The organism is Nocardia sp. CNS-044 (assembly GCF_059570515.1).
Genome location: NZ_JCANSX010000007.1, coordinates 36,469 through 52,308, shown reverse-complemented (window position 1 = coordinate 52,308; position 15,840 = coordinate 36,469). Strand labels below are relative to the sequence as shown.

Genomic DNA, 15,840 nt, shown 5'->3' with positions numbered 1-15,840 from the left:
CATGGGATGAATTATCGGTGCGGCGGGCTGTGGATGGTCTGGAGTTGTCCACAGCCCCGCGCACGGCCGAAGCCGATGCTGAGGTCCGCCTACTACGCTGACGACCATGTCGATAACCGTTCAGGCATCGGGCGCCACCGGACTCACCACGGCGGAGGTCGAGCAGCGTCGCCGCGACGGGCTCACCAACGACGTGCCGGACCGGGCCAGCCGCTCGGTACGCGACATCGTCCGCGCCAATGTCTTCACCAGGATCAACGCCATCCTCGGTGTGCTGTTCATCCTGGTGCTGTCGACCGGTTCGATCATCGACGGCATGTTCGGTCTGCTGATCGTGGCCAACAGCGCGGTCGGCATCATCCAGGAGATCCGGGCGAAGCGGACGCTGGACCAGCTGGCCATCGTCAGCCAGGCCAGGCCGACCGTGCGCCGCGACGGCGTCGCGCACGAGGTCGCGCCGAAGGACGTGGTGCTCGACGACCTGATCGAGCTGGGTCCCGGCGACCAGATCGTGGTGGACGGCGTGGTCGAGGAGGCCGCGCTGCTGGAGATCGACGAATCGCTGCTCACCGGCGAGGCAGACCCGATCGACAAAGCCATCGGCGCGGAGGTGATGTCCGGCAGCTACGTGGTGTCCGGCTCCGGCGCCTACCGCGCCACCAAGGTCGGCCGCGACGCCTACGCCGCGAAGCTGGCCGAGGAGGCGAGCAAGTTCACCCTGGTGCACTCCGAGTTACGCAGCGGCATCGACAAGATCCTGAAGTTCATCACCTACCTGTTGATCCCCGCCGGACTGCTCAGCATCTACAACCAGCTGTTCTCCAGTGGCGAGAGCTGGCGTCCCGCGGTGACGGGCATGGTGGCCGCGCTGGTGCCGATGGTGCCCGAGGGCCTGGTGCTGATGACCTCCATCGCGTTCGCGGTGGGTGTGGTGCGGCTCGGCCGTCGCCAGTGCCTCGTCCAGGAGCTGCCCGCGATCGAGGGCCTGGCCCGCGTGGACGTGGTGTGCGCGGACAAGACCGGCACGCTGACCGAGAACGGCATGCGGCTGTCCGACATCAAGATCATCGACGGGTTCGACGACGGCGAAGTGCGCAAGGCACTGGCCGCGATGGCGGGCGACGACCCGCGCCCCAACGCCAGCGTGCAGGCCATCGCCGAGGAGCTGACCGATCGGCCCGGCTGGCAGCACACCGCGGTCGCGCCGTTCTCCTCGGCCAAGAAGTGGAGCGGCTTCTCCTACGGCGAGCACGGCGACTGGCTGCTCGGCGCGCCCGACGTACTGCTGGACCCGGGCTCGGAGGAGGCGCGCACGGCCGAGGAACTCGGCTCCTCGGGTCTGCGCATTCTGCTGCTCGCACAGAGCGACCGTCCGGTGGACTCGCCCGACGCGCCGGGCGCGGTGCGGCCCGCGGCGCTCGTCGTGCTCGAGCAGAAGATCCGGCCCGATGCGCGCGACACGCTCGATTACTTCGCCAGCCAAGACGTGTCGATCAAGGTGATCTCCGGCGACAACGCCGTCTCGGTGGGCGCGGTGGCCTCCTCGCTCGACCTGCCCGGCGGTGATCACGCCGTCGACGCGCGCCGGTTGCCCGAGGACCGTGAGCAACTGGCCGACGTGCTCGAGCACGAGACCACCTTCGGCCGGGTCCGCCCGGATCAGAAGCGCGCCATGGTGGGTGCGCTCCAGTCGCGCGGTCACACCGTCGCGATGACCGGCGACGGCGTGAACGACGTACTGGCGCTGAAGGATTCCGACATCGGCGTCGCGATGGGCGCGGGCAGCCCGGCGACCCGCGCGGTGGCGCAGATCGTGTTGCTGGACAACAAGTTCGCGACGCTGCCCTACGTCGTCGGCGAGGGCCGCCGGGTGATCGGCAACATCGAGCGCGTCTCGAATCTGTTCCTCACCAAGACCGTGTACTCGGTGCTGCTCGCGTTCTTGATCGGTCTGGCCGGCGTCGGCTCGCAGATCTTCGGCTACGAGCCGATCGGCTATCCGTTCCTGCCGCGTCACGTCACCATCGCCGCCTGGTTCACCATCGGCATTCCGGCATTCATCCTCTCGCTCGCCCCGAACAACGAGCGCGCGCGCACCGGATTCGTCTCGCGCGTCATGCGTTTGGCGATTCCGTCCGGCGTGGTGATCGGCGTCGCGACGTTCGTGGCGTACCTCATCGCCTACGCGGGACCGGAAGCCAGCGAGACACAGAAGGAGCAGGCGGGCACCACCGCGCTCATCACGCTGATCATGATCGCGGTGTGGGTGCTGGCCATCGTCGCCCGGCCGTACGTGTGGTGGAAGGTGGTGCTGATCGCGGCGTCCATGGCGGCCTACGTCGTGCTGTTCACGGTGCCGTTCACCCGCGAGTTCTTCAAGCTCGACCCCTCCAATGTGGCGCTCACGACCTCGGCGTTCGTCTGCGGCGCCATCGGCATCGTGTTGGTGGAGGCGATCTGGTGGATCAGCGCCGCGCTGCACGGTGAGCAGCGCAGGCTCATCCCGGCCACGCCGGGCGGCAGCGCGTAAACCTCGCCCACCTGCCCGGTTTCGGCGCGAGAAGCCTTGTGCGAAGCGGTCATTCGGGGTTGGAGTACCTTCTCCGAATATGGAGGTACTGCTGCACCAGATCGACGCGTTCGCCGACGCACCGTTCTCGGGCAATCCGGCGGCCGTGATGCCGCTGACGTCGTGGTTGCCGGATGAGCTGCTGCAAAATCTGGCCGAGGAGAACAACCTCGCCGAAACCGCCTTCTATACCTCGCAGTTACCTCCGGAGGCGGTCGGCCCGCCCGTGGATCATCCGGTGTTCCACCTGCGCTGGTTCACTCCGGCGGCGGAGGTCGACATGTGCGGGCACGCCACCCTGGCCGCCGCGGCCCAGGTCTTGGAGGACATGCATCCCGGCGCCGACCGGGTGAGCTTCTTCACCAGGAGCGGCTGGCTGCACGTCGACCGCACCGACGACGACGAGTACATCCTCGATCTGCCGACGGTGGCGTCCGTCGAGGTGGAGCCCGACCCGGCGCTGGTCGCGGCGTTGGGGGTGACGCCGGTGCGCGCCTTCTCCGGCACCGACGAGGTCGTCGTCCTCGCCTCGGAAGACGAAGTGCGCCGGGCCCGTCCGCTGCTGAGCGCCTTTCCGCCGCTGCCGCGCGCGGCCGTTCTCACCGCCCGAGGCGCGGAAGTCGATTTCGTCTCACGGGTTTTCGCGCCCGGTCTCGGCGTGCCGGAGGATCCGGTCACCGGATCGGCGCACGCCCAACTGGTTCCGCTGTGGGCCGCCGAGTTCGGGCGCACCGAACTGACGGCCCGTCAGCTGTCCCGCCGCGGCGGCGCGCTGCGCTGCGCGCTGGTCGACGATCGGGTTCTGCTGCTCGGTCGCTGCCGCCGCTACCTCGACGGCGTGGTCACGCTGCCCGACTGACCACATCCGGCTGGCTCTCGTCGAAACGAGAGCCAGCCGCCTTCGTGTTCTACCGTGCCGCCACCGTCTCCGGTTCGACAGACGCGGACGAGACGAGGGGTCGCGACATCCGGGACGGCCACCACACCCGGTCTCCCGCGATCAGCGTGAGCGCGGGAACCAGGACCGATCGAACCAGCAAGGTGTCCAGCAGGACGCCGAAGGCCACCGCGAACCCGAGCTGGGCCAGCGAGACCAGGGGCAGGGTCACCAGCACCGCGAAGGTGGCGGCCAGCACGATGCCCGCCGAGGTGATCACGCCGCCGGTGACCGAGAGGCTGCGCAGGATGCCCTGCCTGGTGCCGTGCCGCACCGACTCTTCCCTCGCCCTGCTCACGAGGAAGATGTTGTAGTCCACGCCGAGGGCGACCAGGAAGAGGAACGCCAGCAGGATCAGGCCGGAATCCAGGCCACCGAAGCCGAAGACGTGCTCGAAGGCGAAAACGCTTGCGCCGAGCGCGGATCCGAACGACAGCACCACGGTGAGCACCAGTCCGATGGGCGCGGCGAGCGACCGCAACAGCAGCCCGAGGACCGCGGTGACCACGAGCAGCACCAGCGGAATCACCACCCACCGGTCGCGCGCCGACGCCGTCGCGATGTCGCGGTTCGCCGCGCTGAGGCCGCCGACCACCGTGCCGGGCGCGACCTCGCCGAGGGTGTCGCGCAACCGCTCGATGGTCGCGTATTCGGCGGTGGAATCGGCCGGGTCGCGCGGGATCGCGACGATCTCGCCCGCGGTCGGCCCGGACCGTCCCGCTTCGACCGCGCCGATGCCGGGATCCGCCGCGACCGCCGACATCGCCGCGTCGCGAACGCCGTTGGGCGCGAGGATCAGCAGCGGCGTGCCCGCGCGGTCCGGGAAGTGCGCGGCGATCAGCGACTGCCCCTGGACGGATTCCGGTGTGTTCACGAACTGTTCGGCCCGGCCCAGCGAGTCGGTGTTGCCGAGCAGGCCGAGGCTCAGCAGTGCCAGCACCGCGACCGAGGCGAGCGCGGAGAGCACCGGCTTGCGGGCGATGGCCGCACCGATCCGGTCCCACATCGTTGGGGCCGTGGTCGTTTCGGTCCGCACGCGGGGCACCCGAGGCCAGAAGATCCACCGTCCGCACACCACCAGCAGGGCCGGGAACAGTGTCACCATCACCGCGAGCGTGCACACGATGCCCGCCGCGCCCACCGGACCCATGCCCGCGGCGTTGTTCATGTCGGCGGCCAGCAGGCACAGCAGCCCGAGGCTGACGGTGGCGGCGGAGGCCGCGATCGCGGGCACCGAGCGCCGCAGCGCCGCCAGCATCGCCTCGCCCACCTCGATGCGGCGGTGTAGTTCCTCGCGGTAGCGCGCGACGATCAACAGCGCGTAATCGGTGCCGACGCCGAACACCAGAATGGTGAGCACCGCGGCGCTCTGATCGTTGACGGTGACGTCGAATGCCTTGGCAAGCCCGTAGACCGCCGCCATGGACAGCACGTTCGCCCCCGCGACGGCGACCAGCGGCACCAGCCACAGCAGCGGGCTGCGGTAGGTCAGCAGCAGGATCACGGTGACCACGAGGGCGGTCACCAGGAGCAGTCGCTCATCGATGCCCTCGAACGCGCCCTCGAAATCCGCTTGCAGCGCACCGGGTCCGGCGACCTGGACGGTGAGTCCGCCGGGATGCTCGGCGACCGTCGCGCGGAACTCCTCGATGTATTCCGCCGTCTCACCGTGTGATTCGCCGACCGCGACCGGAAACAGCAGCGCCGCACCGTCGTCGGAAGACAGTGGCCGCTCGGGTCCGCCCAGCACGCCGTACTTCGTGCGCAGTGCGGCGTAGTGCGCGGCGGCGGTGGCTCGGTCGGCCGCTGTGACGCCGTTCGCGCGGTGGTACACCACCAGGAACACATTCTCGGTGCCGCCGGGCAGGGTGGTCTCCAGTTCGGCAGCCATCGTCGACTGTGCCGAGGCGGGAAGATAGTCGATCTCCCGATCGGATTTCACATCGTCCAACCCGCTCGCCCACGGTGTCGACGCGGCGAGCACCGCGATCCACAGGCCGATCAGCAACCACGCCCTGCTCTTCATCCCCATCACTGTCTCCTCGTTTCGGACATGCCAAGCAGCGTCGCGGGAAGGCGGATCGAAAGCGTCCGCCCCCGGAAGGCTGTTGGAGATACGCCGCGCGGAGTACGCCGGGCGCGGTCGGCTGCCGGAGAATGGCGGGATGAACAGACGGTGGGTGGCCGACGGTGCGCTGGCCGGTGCGCTGGTGGTCGTCGAGCTGATCGCCGCGGGGCCGCTGGCGGGTCCGCGGCCACTGGACGCCTTCGGTGCGGTGCTGCTCACGTTGTCGACAGCGGTGCTGGTGGCGCGCCGAACCTGGCCGCTCGGGGTGTTGTTCGCGCATCTGGTGCTGGTGATTCCCTACCACGCCAACGAATTTCCGCACGAGGCCGTCGTGCCCGCGACCATCGTCGCGCTCTACACGGTGGCCAGGTACGGCAATCGGGCGCGCACGGCACTGGTGATCGCGGTGGTCCTCGTGTTCGGCCTCGGTGGAATCCTGCTGTCGCGCACCGAGAACGAGAACACGGCGCTGCAAGCGTTCGGCGCCGTCGGCTGGATCGTGCTGGCCTGCGTGGCGGGCGAGGCCGTGCGGCTCCACCGCGCCTACATCGCCGAGGCACTGGACCGGGCCGAACGCGCCGAACGCTCGCGCGATGCCGAGGCGCGCAGGCAGGTGGCGGAGGAACGGCTGCGCATCGCCAGAGATCTGCACGATCTGCTCGCCCACACCATCACCGTGATCCAGGTGCAGGCCGGGGTGGCCGCGCACCTGCTCACCGAAGGACGGGCCGAACGAGCCACCGTCGTCGCCGCCCTGGACACCATCGCGGACGCGTGTGCCGACGCGCGCGCCGAATTGGCCGCGACCGTCGGCGTGTTGCGCACCCCGGGCGGGGAGCCCCGCGGCCCGCTGCCCGCGCTGGCGCAACTGTCCGCGCTGGCCGAACCGGCCGAGGCGGCGGGTGCGGTGGTGGAGTTCGAGACGCTGGGCGAGGTGCGTGCGCTCGCGCCGACCGTCGAGATGGTCGCCTACCGGATCGTGCAGGAGGCGCTCACCAACGTCGCCAAGCACTCGCGGGCCACTCGCGCGTCAGTGCTGCTCGACTATCAGGCCGATCGGCTGATCGTGCGCGTCACCGACGACGGTCACGGAACTTGCGACGGGGCCCAGGGTTTCGGCGTTCGCGGCATGGTCGAGCGAGCGGAGGCCGTCGGCGGTTCGCTCCGGACGCTCGGCACGGACGCGGGGTTCGCCGTGATCGCCGCGCTGCCGATTCCGGGAGTGCCGGAAGAGGGTGGGGCGGTGGATGCTTCGTTGGCCTCGGCCGCCGACGCGCGACGGGACGGCGCGCGGGAATGGGCGAGCGGCATCGATCGGAGCGAGACCAGCGGAGTCGCTTTGTGATCCGGGTGCTGCTGGCCGATGACCAGGCGCTGGTGCGCGGGGCGTTCGCGCTGTTGGTCGCGTCCGCGCCCGATATGACGGTGGTGGGGGAGGCGGCGACCGGGCGCGAGGCGGTGGCGTTGGCTCGTGCCGAACGGGCCGACGTGGTCGTGATGGACATCCGCATGCCGGATCTGGACGGCATCGCCGCGACCACGTCCATCGCCGCGGACGAGAACCTCGCGGGCGTCCGGGTGCTGGTGCTCACCACCTACGACACCGACGACAACGTGCTCGCCGCCCTGCGCGCGGGCGCGAGCGGGTTTCTCATCAAGGACACCAAGCCCGCCGCGCTGCTGGACGCGATCCGCACGGTGGCGGCCGGGGAGGCGCTGCTGTCGCCGAGCGCGACCGCCGCCGTCATCGCGCGGGTCAGGTCCGCGCCGGATCCAGCGCCGCGCCCGACGCTTGGCACGCTCACCGACCGCGAGCTCGATGTGCTCGTCCTCGTCGCGCGCGGTCTGACCAACGCCGAGATCGCCGAGACCCTCGTGCTCAGCCCGCTGACGGTGAAGACCCACGTCAGCCGGATCCTGGCGAAACTGCTCGCCCGCGACCGCGTCCAGCTCGTCATCGCAGCCTACGAGGCGGGACTCGTCACGCCCGCCACCTGAGAACCTCTGCGGTGCACAAGCTCGACCAGATGCGCGCACTCGGTGTGCAGCCCGTCGCCACGAACAACCCGGCGCTGAATCTCGGTCAGTTGTCGGGGACCGGGGCGTCGTCCGGTCCGGGGACGACGGTCTCGGTGTGCTCCGGCAGCAACGGGTTCACCGCGAAGTGGCCCGCCACGGCGTCGGCGGGCAGGGCTTCGACCGCGCGGATGCCGTTGGCGGCGGCCAGGTTTCGCAGCTCCGGGAGGGTGCCGCGGACGACGAGGCCGACGGTGCAGGCGCATCCGGCCCGCAGGCGGGAGATGGCGACCGTCATGACCCGCGTGTAGCGCTCGTCGATCGGCCCGGTTTGCTCCAGTTGGGCGAGCAGCTGCCACGCGGCCGCGTCGGCGGAAGCCACGGCGACCGCGTCGCCCGCGGGCACCTGCACCGCGACCAGTGGCGTCTGCACGCGCGATATCGGAACACGGTGCAGCACTTGGCCGATCCGCAGACCGCCGCTGTGCGCCGGAATCGCCTGCGGCGCGATCGGTTCGGTGAACGAGACCAGCGCCCAGTGCTGCTCGGTATCGGAACCGGAGAGCGAATCGCGCGCTCTGACAAGGTAGTCGGCGACCGGCTCGGCGCGGTCCGGGCCGAGCCGATCGGTGCCGACGCCGAGCTCGCGCGGCGGATTCAGCGCACCGAGCACGGCCATGAATCCGATGACGGCGACCGCGAGGATTCCGGCGAGCACGGCCCGCAGCACCCGGGCGCGTGGTCCGCGGAATCCTGCAGCGCGCGGGTGGTTCGTTGCCGGGCTCTCGGATCCGCCGGCAACGCCACCTTCGCGACGCTCCGCACCGGACTCCGAGCGCTCACGCATTGCGCAGGACGTCCAGCGCGTTCTTCAGATCGTCCGGGTACTCACTGGTGATCTCGATCCAGCGCCCGTCGGCGGGATGGGCGAAGCCGAGCGAGCGGGCGTGCAACCACTGCCGTTGCAGACCGAGGCGTTCGGCGAGGCGCGGGTCGGCGCCGTAGGTGAGATCACCGCAGCATGGGTGCCGGATCGCCGAGAAGTGCACGCGAATCTGGTGGGTGCGCCCGGTCTCCAGGTGGATGTCCAGCAGGCTGGCCGCCTGGAACGCCTCGACGGTGTCGTAGTGGGTGACGCTCGGCCGTCCGTCGGCGGTGACCGCGAACTTCCAGTCGTTGCCGCGGGCCCGGCCGATAGGCGCGTCGATGGTGCCGCTGCTCGGATCGGGATGTCCCTGCACCAGCGCGTGATAGCGCTTGTCGACGGTGCGCTGCTTGAACGCCCGCTTGAGGACGGTGTAGGCGTGCTCGGACTGGGCGACCACCATCACACCGGAGGTGCCGACGTCGAGCCGGTGCACGATGCCTTGGCGCTCGTGCGCGCCGGAGGTGGAGATCCGGTATCCGGCCGCGGCCAGCCCGCCGACCACGGTCGGGCCCGTCCAGCCGACGCCGGTGTGCGCCGCGACGCCGACCGGCTTGTCCACCGCGACGATGTCGTCGTCGGCGTAGAGGATCTTCATGCCCTCCACCGGCGCGGCCTCGATGGTGAGTTCCCGCTTGGGCTCGGGGAATTCGACCTCCAGCCAGGCGCCCGCGACGAGCCGGTCGGACTTGCCCGCGGGCACGCCGTCCAGCTGCACCGAGCCCTCGGCGGTGAGCGCGGCCACCGCGGTGCGCGACAACCCGAGCAGGCGGGAGAGGCCCGCGTCGACCCGCATGCCGTCGAGCCCGTCGGGCACGGGCATGGTTCTGGTCTCTCTCATGCCGCGTTCTCCTCTTCGGCGCCGCCCGGCGTGTCTTTGTTCGGCTCAGCTTTCTTCGGCTCGTCCTTCTCGGGTTCGGCCTCCGCGAGCGGTTCGGGTCGTGCCGTCGCGGCCTCCTCCTCGTCCGCGTCGTGGCCGGTCCGGGTGCCGTCGGGCTCGAAGCCGAACACGGTCAGCACCACGAGCAGGATCGCGCCGCAGACGATCGCCGAGTCCGCCACGTTGAACACCGGCCACCAGCCGATCGCGACGAAGTCGACGACGTGGCCCTGCAACGGTCCCGGCGCGCGGAAGAGCCGGTCGACCAGGTTGCCCAGCGCGCCGCCGAGCACCATGCCGAGCCCGATCGCCCACCACAGCGAGCGCAGCGTGCGCCCGATGCGGATCACGCCGATCACCACGGCGGCGGCGACCAGCGTCAGCAGCCAGGTCATGCCGGTGGCCATGGAGAACGCGGCGCCGGGATTGCGCACCAGAGTGAACCGCGCGAAATCGCCGATCAGATACACCGGCTCGCCCGGCCGGAGCTTGGCCACCGCGATCGTCTTGGTGAGCAGATCGAGGCCGAACAGCACCGCGGCGATGATCAGCAGGGTCCGCAACCGTAGCGGCGGGGTCGTCTTTCGCACCGTGTCGGCGGTGTTGTCCTCGGGCGGCCGGTCGTCACTCACGCCGATCATCATCTCTCGAGCGCCGCGCGCGCCGCGCCGCGCCTCCTCGCGGCGTGTTCGCAACGCGCCCGGCGGCACGCAAGGCGAATGTCCCAGCTGACACTCAGGAAGCGGTCGTATCGTGTTGCTCGTGACGGTGTTGTCTTCTTCTCACCTGCCCCGGTTCGCGCGCTCGAGTGTGTTGCTCGTCGTGCTCGCGGTCGGGCTTTCCGCCTTCGGCGTCGCCTGCGGCGACGACACCGAGGCGCCCGCGGCCACCGAAGGGACCGAGCCGCTGGGCATGCCCAAGGAAGTGACCGTGCCGATCTCGGCCGCGGCGGCGACGCTCCTCTCGCCCGGCGCCGAGCCGCGCGACGTGCTGCGGCCGCATTTCGTCGTCGGCACCGACCAGCGGGTGACCCTGCGCACCGATCACCGCATCGAGCAGCAGATCAACGACCAGCCCAGGCGCGACTTCTCCACGCCCGCGCTGACCATCCCGATGACCGCCGAGACCAGCGCCGAGGGCGTCGACCTCGTCATCGGCGCGGTATCCACGCCCGACCCGCTGTTGAACAAGGCGCTCACCGCCGCCGACGGCTCGCACGCCGGCTTCGATTTCAGCGACGACGGCGCCATCACCGCGCTGCGGCTCGCCCCGTCACCGGACACCTCCAACGCCGCGCGCGCCGCGCTGGAGCAAGCGTTCTACCAGGCCGTCTATCGCTCGATCATGTTCCCCGACGAGCCGGTGGGCGAGGGCGCGGTGTGGACCGTGCACCAAGAGGTGACCGGCGGCGTGACGCTCGACCAGGTCACCACCGCGACGCTGACCGAGCGCGACGGCGACCGGCTGACCATCCAGCTGAACGTGACGCAGACCCCGAAGTCCGCGAAGTGGTCGCTGCCCAACAACGCGGGCACCCTCGACATCGAGGACTACGTGATGCAGGGCACCGGGACCATCACCGTCGACTTGCGCTTGCCGCTGCCGGTGGCGGGCTCCATCACCGTCGGCGGTCATCAGGCCTACCGTGATCCGCGCAGCGCGAGCATGTTGCAGCAGACCATCACCACGCAGGTCTCGTGGGCGGAGTGAAACGGGGCCTGCTGCTCGCGGTGACGAGTGCGGCGGTGATCGCGGGCTGCGGATCGGAGCAGGAGCAACCGTCCGCTCCCGACCTGCCGCCGCTCGGTCCCGCGGTCGCGGCGGCTGCGGTGCCGGGTCCGCCGCTGATCGATCCGGACGAGCTGGCCCGCCGCCTGCTCGGTCCCGCCGACCTGCCCGGCATGACGCCGGTGCTCGATTCCCGGTCGCCGGGACAGGCCCAGACCGCCGGACCCACGGCCGAGACGCGCCCCGCCCGGTGCGCTCAGGTGCTGCTGCCGCTGGCCGAGCAGGGCACCGAACCGCTGACCTGGAATACCGTCGCCTACAACGGTCCGAGCTTCTCCAGTATCGATATCGATGCCGCGAGTTATGCGCCGGAGAAATTGGCGGACGCCTTTTCTTCGGTGCAGCGGACATTGCGCGAATGCACCCATTATTCCGGCAACGACGCGGACGGGACGTCGATCGAATACCGGCTCGGCGGTCTGGCACAACCGGCCGTCGGTGACGCCTCGACGGCATTCCAGCTGCGGACCTCCAGCGCCGGGTTCACCCTGGTCTCGGTCGTCTCGATCGTTCAGGTGGGTTCGGTATTGGCGCAGGTCACCATTACCGCACCGGACTCGGTGGAGCCCGCGGCGCTGACCGAGCTGACGGCCGATCAGGTGGACAGGTTGCGCGGTGTCGCCGGGCCGTGAGCACCGCGCGTAGCTCCGGGCTGGATTCGATAGATCTTTCGGCCGATCGGGCGATTTCGGCGGGCTCTCGGGAATAGGCTCGCCCTATCCGAGACAACGCCTCGATCGGAGGTCCCCCAATGTCCGATGTGAAACCCGTCCCCGACGGATATCCGGCGGTATCGCCGGGCCTGGCGATCGACGGCGCCGCGGCCGCGATCGATTTCTACAAGCAGGTGTTCGGCGCCGCGGAGCGGATGCGTATGCCGCGCCCTGACGGCAAGATCGCGCACTGCGAGCTCACGCTCGGCGATTCGGTCATCATGCTCGGCGACCCGGCGCCGGACATGGAATTCCTCGATCCCAAGACGGTCGGCGGCACGCCCGTCAACATCTACGTCTACGTCGAGGACGCCGACGCGTCCTTCGCGGCCGCCATCGCGGGCGGCGCCAGGGAACTGACTCCGATGACCACCCAGTTCTACGGTGACCGCAGCGGTGCGTTCGAAGACCCGTGGGGACACCGTTGGACGGTGGCCACGCACGTGGAGGACATCTCCCCGGAGGAGATGGACCGGCGCATGGCGGAGATGTTCGGCGACGACTGAAGTCATCCAGAGACGACCGAATCACCCTCCACCCGAACAACTTTGGATGTCAGCGGGCGCTGGGCCGGGCCGGCGACGACGGAACCGTCCAGGCCGAACTTGCTGCCGTGACAGAGACAGTTGACGGTGCCGCCGGTCACCTCGCCGACTCGGCAGCCCGCGTGCGTGCAGGTGCTGTCCAAACCGACGAAGACGCCCGCGCTCGGCTGGGTGACCACCGTGTCACCCGCGATCACGCCGCCGCCGACAGGAACGTCGGCGGTCTTGACCAGAACCGTCGGGCCACCGGACCGCGCCGCGGACGCTGCCGTGTCGTTCCCGGAGGCGCCGCACGCCGCGAGCGCGGTGGCGGCCAGCACTCCGGCTCCGACTACCACGGTGCGGCGGTCGAGTAGCGAATCGTTGTCGTCCCTGGTGCTTTTCATGCGGATCTCCTCGAACTCAGCCGCGCCGGTGCCGAGCCGATCCCGCCCGAACCGACGTCCTCACCTACCACGTCCCAGGAGCCGCAACGGTTCAGCTGCCGCCGGGTTCACAGCCGAGCACCTCGGAGACCGATTCGGCAGCGACGCCTACGCTGGCGAGATGCTGGTTTGGATCAACGGTCCGTTCGGTGGCGGAAAGACGCAGACGGCGCACGAGCTGGCGCGGCGGGTGCCGGGTGCGGTGCTCTGCGATCCAGAACACGTCGGTTTCGGGCTGCACCGGATGGCGCCGCCGGACTTGCGCGCCGACTTCCAGGATTTCGCGAGCTGGCGGCACGGTGTGCGCGAGGTGCTCGAACTGGCGCTGACGAGGCACGGCGGGCCGGTGTTCGCGCCGATGACGGTGGTGGAACCGAAGTACCTCGCCGAGATTCTCGACCCGCTGCGCGAAAGGGGCCACGAGGTGCACCATTTCGCCCTGCTGGCGCAGCGCGAGGTGGTGTTGCGACGACTGCGGGAGCGCGGCTTCGGGCATCTCGCGCAGAAGCTCACCGGACGCGACGCTCCGCTGTGGCGGGAGAGCTGGGCGGTGTCCAAGCTGGACCTGTGTCTGGAGCGGTTGGTGGGCCCCGAGTTCGCGGCGCAGATCTGGACCGACGAAATGACGGTGCCCGAAGTCGCCGACCGTATCGGTGCGGCGGTGGGTCTTTCGCTGCGACCCAATACCGACAGCGAGCTACGCGGAGCCCTCCGCCGTGCCTGGGTCGGCGTCCGTCACATCCGCTTCGGCTGAGCGGCAACGCATTCCGCTGCCGACACCGGAGTGCTTTTCGGCGGCGCGAGGGCGGCGGACCCGATCCCCCTCACGGACCGGGTACGCCGCCCGCGCGCCGGGTCAGCCGCGGGCGATGGCCTCGAAGACCTTGGGGTCGACCAGGGTGGAGGTGTCGCCGAGTTCGCGGCCTTCGGCGACGTCGCGCAGCAGGCGGCGCATGATTTTGCCGCTGCGGGTTTTGGGGAGTTCCGGGACGACGTGGATTTCGCGTGGTTTGGCGATGGGGCTGATCTCGCGGGCGACTTCGGCTTTGAGTTCGTCGACGAGTGTTTGGCCGGTGTCTTTGGCTTCGGCGGTGAGGATGACGAAGGCGACGATGCCTTGGCCGGTGGTGGTGTCGGTGGCGCCGACGACGGCGGCTTCGGCGACGCCGGAGTGTCCGACGAGGGCGGATTCGACTTCGGCGGTGGAGATGCGGTGGCCGGAGACGTTCATGACGTCGTCGACCCGGCCGAGCACCCAGAGCGCCCCGTCCTCGTCCACCTTCGCGCCGTCACCGGCGAAGTACCAGCCGTCGGAAGCGAAACGTGCCCAATAGGTTTCGCGGAACCGGTCCATGTCGCCCCAGATGCCGCGCAGCATGGACGGCCACGGCTGGTCCAGCACCAGGAGACCGGAGCGGCCGCGCTCGAGGCCGGTGCCGTCGTCGTCGACGACCTGCGCGGAGATGCCGGGCAGCGGGGTCATCGCGGCGCCGGGTTTGGCGGCGGTGACGCCGGGCAGCGGGGAGATCATGATCGCGCCGGTCTCGGTCTGCCACCAGGTGTCCACGATGGGTGTGGCGTTCGCGCCGACGACCTCGCGGTACCAGCGCCATGCCTCCGGGTTGATCGGCTCGCCGACCGAGCCGAGCAGCCGGATGCTGGACAGGTCGTGCGCGGCGGGGATCTCGCGGCCCCACTTCATGAAGGTGCGCACGAGCGTGGGGGCGGTGTAATAGATGGTGACGCCGTACTTTTCGACGATCTGCCAGTGGCGGTGTTCGTCGGGGAAGTTGGGGGTGCCTTCGTAGACGACCTGGGTGGCGCGGTTGGACAGGGGTCCGTAGACGATGTAGCTGTGGCCGGTGACCCAGCCGATGTCGGCGGTGCACCAGTAGACGTCTTGTCCTGGTTTGTGGTCGAAGACGTAGTGGTGGGTGTAGGAGGTTTGGGTGAGGTAGCCGCCGGAGGTGTGCAGGATGCCTTTGGGTTTTCCGGTGGTGCCGGAGGTGTAGAGGATGAACAGCGGGTGCTCGGCGTCGAAGGGCTGGGCTTCGTGCTCAGGAGAAGCGGCCTCGACGGTCTCGTGCCACCACAGGTCGCGCCCCTCGGTCCAGGGCACCTCGACGCCCGTCCGGCGCACCACCAGCACGTGCTCGACGCTGTGTCCATTTTCGCCCGAGCGGGCGCCCTCCGTGGGAACTCCCTCCTCCTGGCCCTGACCGTCCGGGCGGGGCGGCACATCCCCATGCGCGTGGAGCGCTTCGTCCACGGCTTCCTTGAGCGGCGCCGACTTGCCGCGGCGCCACTGCCCGTCGGTGGTGATGACGAGCCGGGCGCGCGCGTCGTCGACGCGCTGGCGCAGGGCGGTGGGGGAGAAGCCCGCGAACACCACCGAGTGGGTGAGCCCGAGGCGGGCGCAGGCCAGGATGGACACGATGGCCTCGGGGACCATGGGCATGTAGATGGCGACCCGGTCGCCCGCCTCGAGCCCGAGCTCGGTCAGGTAGTTGGCGGCCTGGGACACCTCGTCGAGCAGCTGCCGGTAGGTGATGTCGCGGGAGTCGCCCGGTTCGCCTTCCCAGTGGATGGCGACCTGGTCGCCGTGACCATCGAGGACGTGACGGTCCACGCAGTTGTAGGCGACGTTGAGCTCGCCCCCGTCGAACCACTTGGCCACGGGAGCGTCGCTCCAGTCCAGCACCCGGTTCCACTTGCGATGCCAGTGCAGTCGCTCGGCCTGCTCGGCCCAGAACGCGTCGCGATCGTCGGCGGCCGCCCGGTACAGCGAGGCGTCGGCGTTCGCCGCGGCGGCGAACTCGGCGCCGGGCGGGTAGACCACGGGGATCGCGGTGCCGGGTTCGGTGGTGGCGCTGGTCAAGTTACATCTCCAATCGAAAAAGCCTGAGCGGCAACGGGGCAGGTGTCGGGCCCCGGTGTTGCCGGGACCCGACGGGCGCCGCGCCGTTGCGGCGAG

General features: G+C 69.9%; 14 protein-coding genes. 8 read left to right on the top strand and 6 right to left on the bottom strand.

Annotated features, from left to right (window positions below; all coding sequences use genetic code 11):
- Positions 1-106 precede the first annotated feature (106 nt).
- Both T333_RS15045 and T333_RS15040 read left to right on the top strand, forming a co-directional pair.
- The gene (locus T333_RS15045; RefSeq protein ID WP_496424832.1) at positions 107-2,530 is read left to right on the top strand and encodes a cation-translocating P-type ATPase; all 2,424 of its coding nucleotides are present in this window, start codon (positions 107-109) and stop codon (positions 2,528-2,530) included.
- Between the two features lie 79 nt (positions 2,531-2,609).
- Entirely contained in the window at positions 2,610-3,428 is an 819-nt protein-coding gene (locus tag T333_RS15040; RefSeq protein WP_496424831.1) for a PhzF family phenazine biosynthesis protein, read from the top strand.
- Positions 3,429-3,477: 49 nt separating this feature from the next.
- Here the strand turns inward: T333_RS15040 and T333_RS15035 are convergent, their stop codons facing one another.
- A complete protein-coding gene (locus T333_RS15035; protein ID WP_496424830.1) occupies positions 3,478-5,538 on the bottom strand; it encodes an MMPL family transporter in 2,061 nt (686 codons plus the stop codon).
- Between the two features lie 133 nt (positions 5,539-5,671).
- Between T333_RS15035 and T333_RS15030 the strand changes: the two genes are divergently transcribed.
- Both T333_RS15030 and T333_RS15025 read left to right on the top strand, forming a co-directional pair.
- A complete protein-coding gene (locus T333_RS15030) occupies positions 5,672-6,919 on the top strand; it encodes a sensor histidine kinase (protein WP_496424829.1) in 1,248 nt (415 codons plus the stop codon).
- Complete coding sequence (locus T333_RS15025; protein WP_355004276.1) at positions 6,916-7,572, top strand: response regulator; 657 nt, start codon at positions 6,916-6,918, stop codon at positions 7,570-7,572. The genes T333_RS15030 and T333_RS15025 overlap by 4 nt, the downstream gene beginning before the upstream one ends.
- 85 nt (positions 7,573-7,657) lie before the next feature.
- Here the strand turns inward: T333_RS15025 and T333_RS15020 are convergent, their stop codons facing one another.
- The 3 genes from T333_RS15020 to lspA all read right to left on the bottom strand — a co-directional run bounded on the left by T333_RS15020 (position 7,658) and on the right by lspA (position 10,039).
- On the bottom strand, positions 7,658-8,320 hold the full coding sequence (locus tag T333_RS15020; RefSeq protein WP_496424828.1) for a hypothetical protein: 663 nt from the start codon (positions 8,318-8,320) through the stop codon (positions 7,658-7,660).
- A gap of 109 nt (positions 8,321-8,429) precedes the next feature.
- Complete coding sequence (locus tag T333_RS15015; protein WP_355004278.1) at positions 8,430-9,356, bottom strand: RluA family pseudouridine synthase; 927 nt, start codon at positions 9,354-9,356, stop codon at positions 8,430-8,432.
- Positions 9,353-10,039: a signal peptidase II gene (gene lspA, locus T333_RS15010; RefSeq protein ID WP_355004279.1), complete on the bottom strand. Its 687-nt coding sequence runs from the start codon at positions 10,037-10,039 to the stop codon at positions 9,353-9,355. The genes T333_RS15015 and lspA overlap by 4 nt, the downstream gene beginning before the upstream one ends.
- A 124-nt stretch (positions 10,040-10,163) precedes the next feature.
- Between lspA and T333_RS15005 the strand changes: the two genes are divergently transcribed.
- From T333_RS15005 to T333_RS14995, 3 genes are all read left to right on the top strand, one after another.
- On the top strand, positions 10,164-11,105 hold the full coding sequence (locus T333_RS15005) for a hypothetical protein (RefSeq protein WP_496425298.1): 942 nt from the start codon (positions 10,164-10,166) through the stop codon (positions 11,103-11,105).
- Positions 11,102-11,815, top strand: coding sequence for a hypothetical protein (locus T333_RS15000; protein WP_496424827.1), 714 nt, complete (start codon positions 11,102-11,104; stop codon positions 11,813-11,815). The genes T333_RS15005 and T333_RS15000 overlap by 4 nt, the downstream gene beginning before the upstream one ends.
- A 119-nt stretch (positions 11,816-11,934) precedes the next feature.
- Complete coding sequence (locus T333_RS14995) at positions 11,935-12,402, top strand: VOC family protein (protein WP_355004282.1); 468 nt, start codon at positions 11,935-11,937, stop codon at positions 12,400-12,402.
- Positions 12,403-12,404: 2 nt separating this feature from the next.
- Here T333_RS14995 and T333_RS14990 read toward each other — a convergent pair whose 3' ends face one another.
- On the bottom strand, positions 12,405-12,827 hold the full coding sequence (locus tag T333_RS14990) for a Rieske (2Fe-2S) protein (protein WP_355004283.1): 423 nt from the start codon (positions 12,825-12,827) through the stop codon (positions 12,405-12,407).
- Positions 12,828-12,987: 160 nt separating this feature from the next.
- Here T333_RS14990 and T333_RS14985 point away from each other — a divergent pair, with 160 nt between their 5' ends.
- Entirely contained in the window at positions 12,988-13,620 is a 633-nt protein-coding gene (locus tag T333_RS14985; RefSeq protein ID WP_496424826.1) for an AAA family ATPase, read from the top strand.
- Positions 13,621-13,722: 102 nt separating this feature from the next.
- Here T333_RS14985 and T333_RS14980 read toward each other — a convergent pair whose 3' ends face one another.
- Complete coding sequence (locus T333_RS14980) at positions 13,723-15,744, bottom strand: acetate--CoA ligase (RefSeq protein ID WP_496424825.1); 2,022 nt, start codon at positions 15,742-15,744, stop codon at positions 13,723-13,725.
- Between the last annotated feature and the right edge of the window lie 96 nt (positions 15,745-15,840).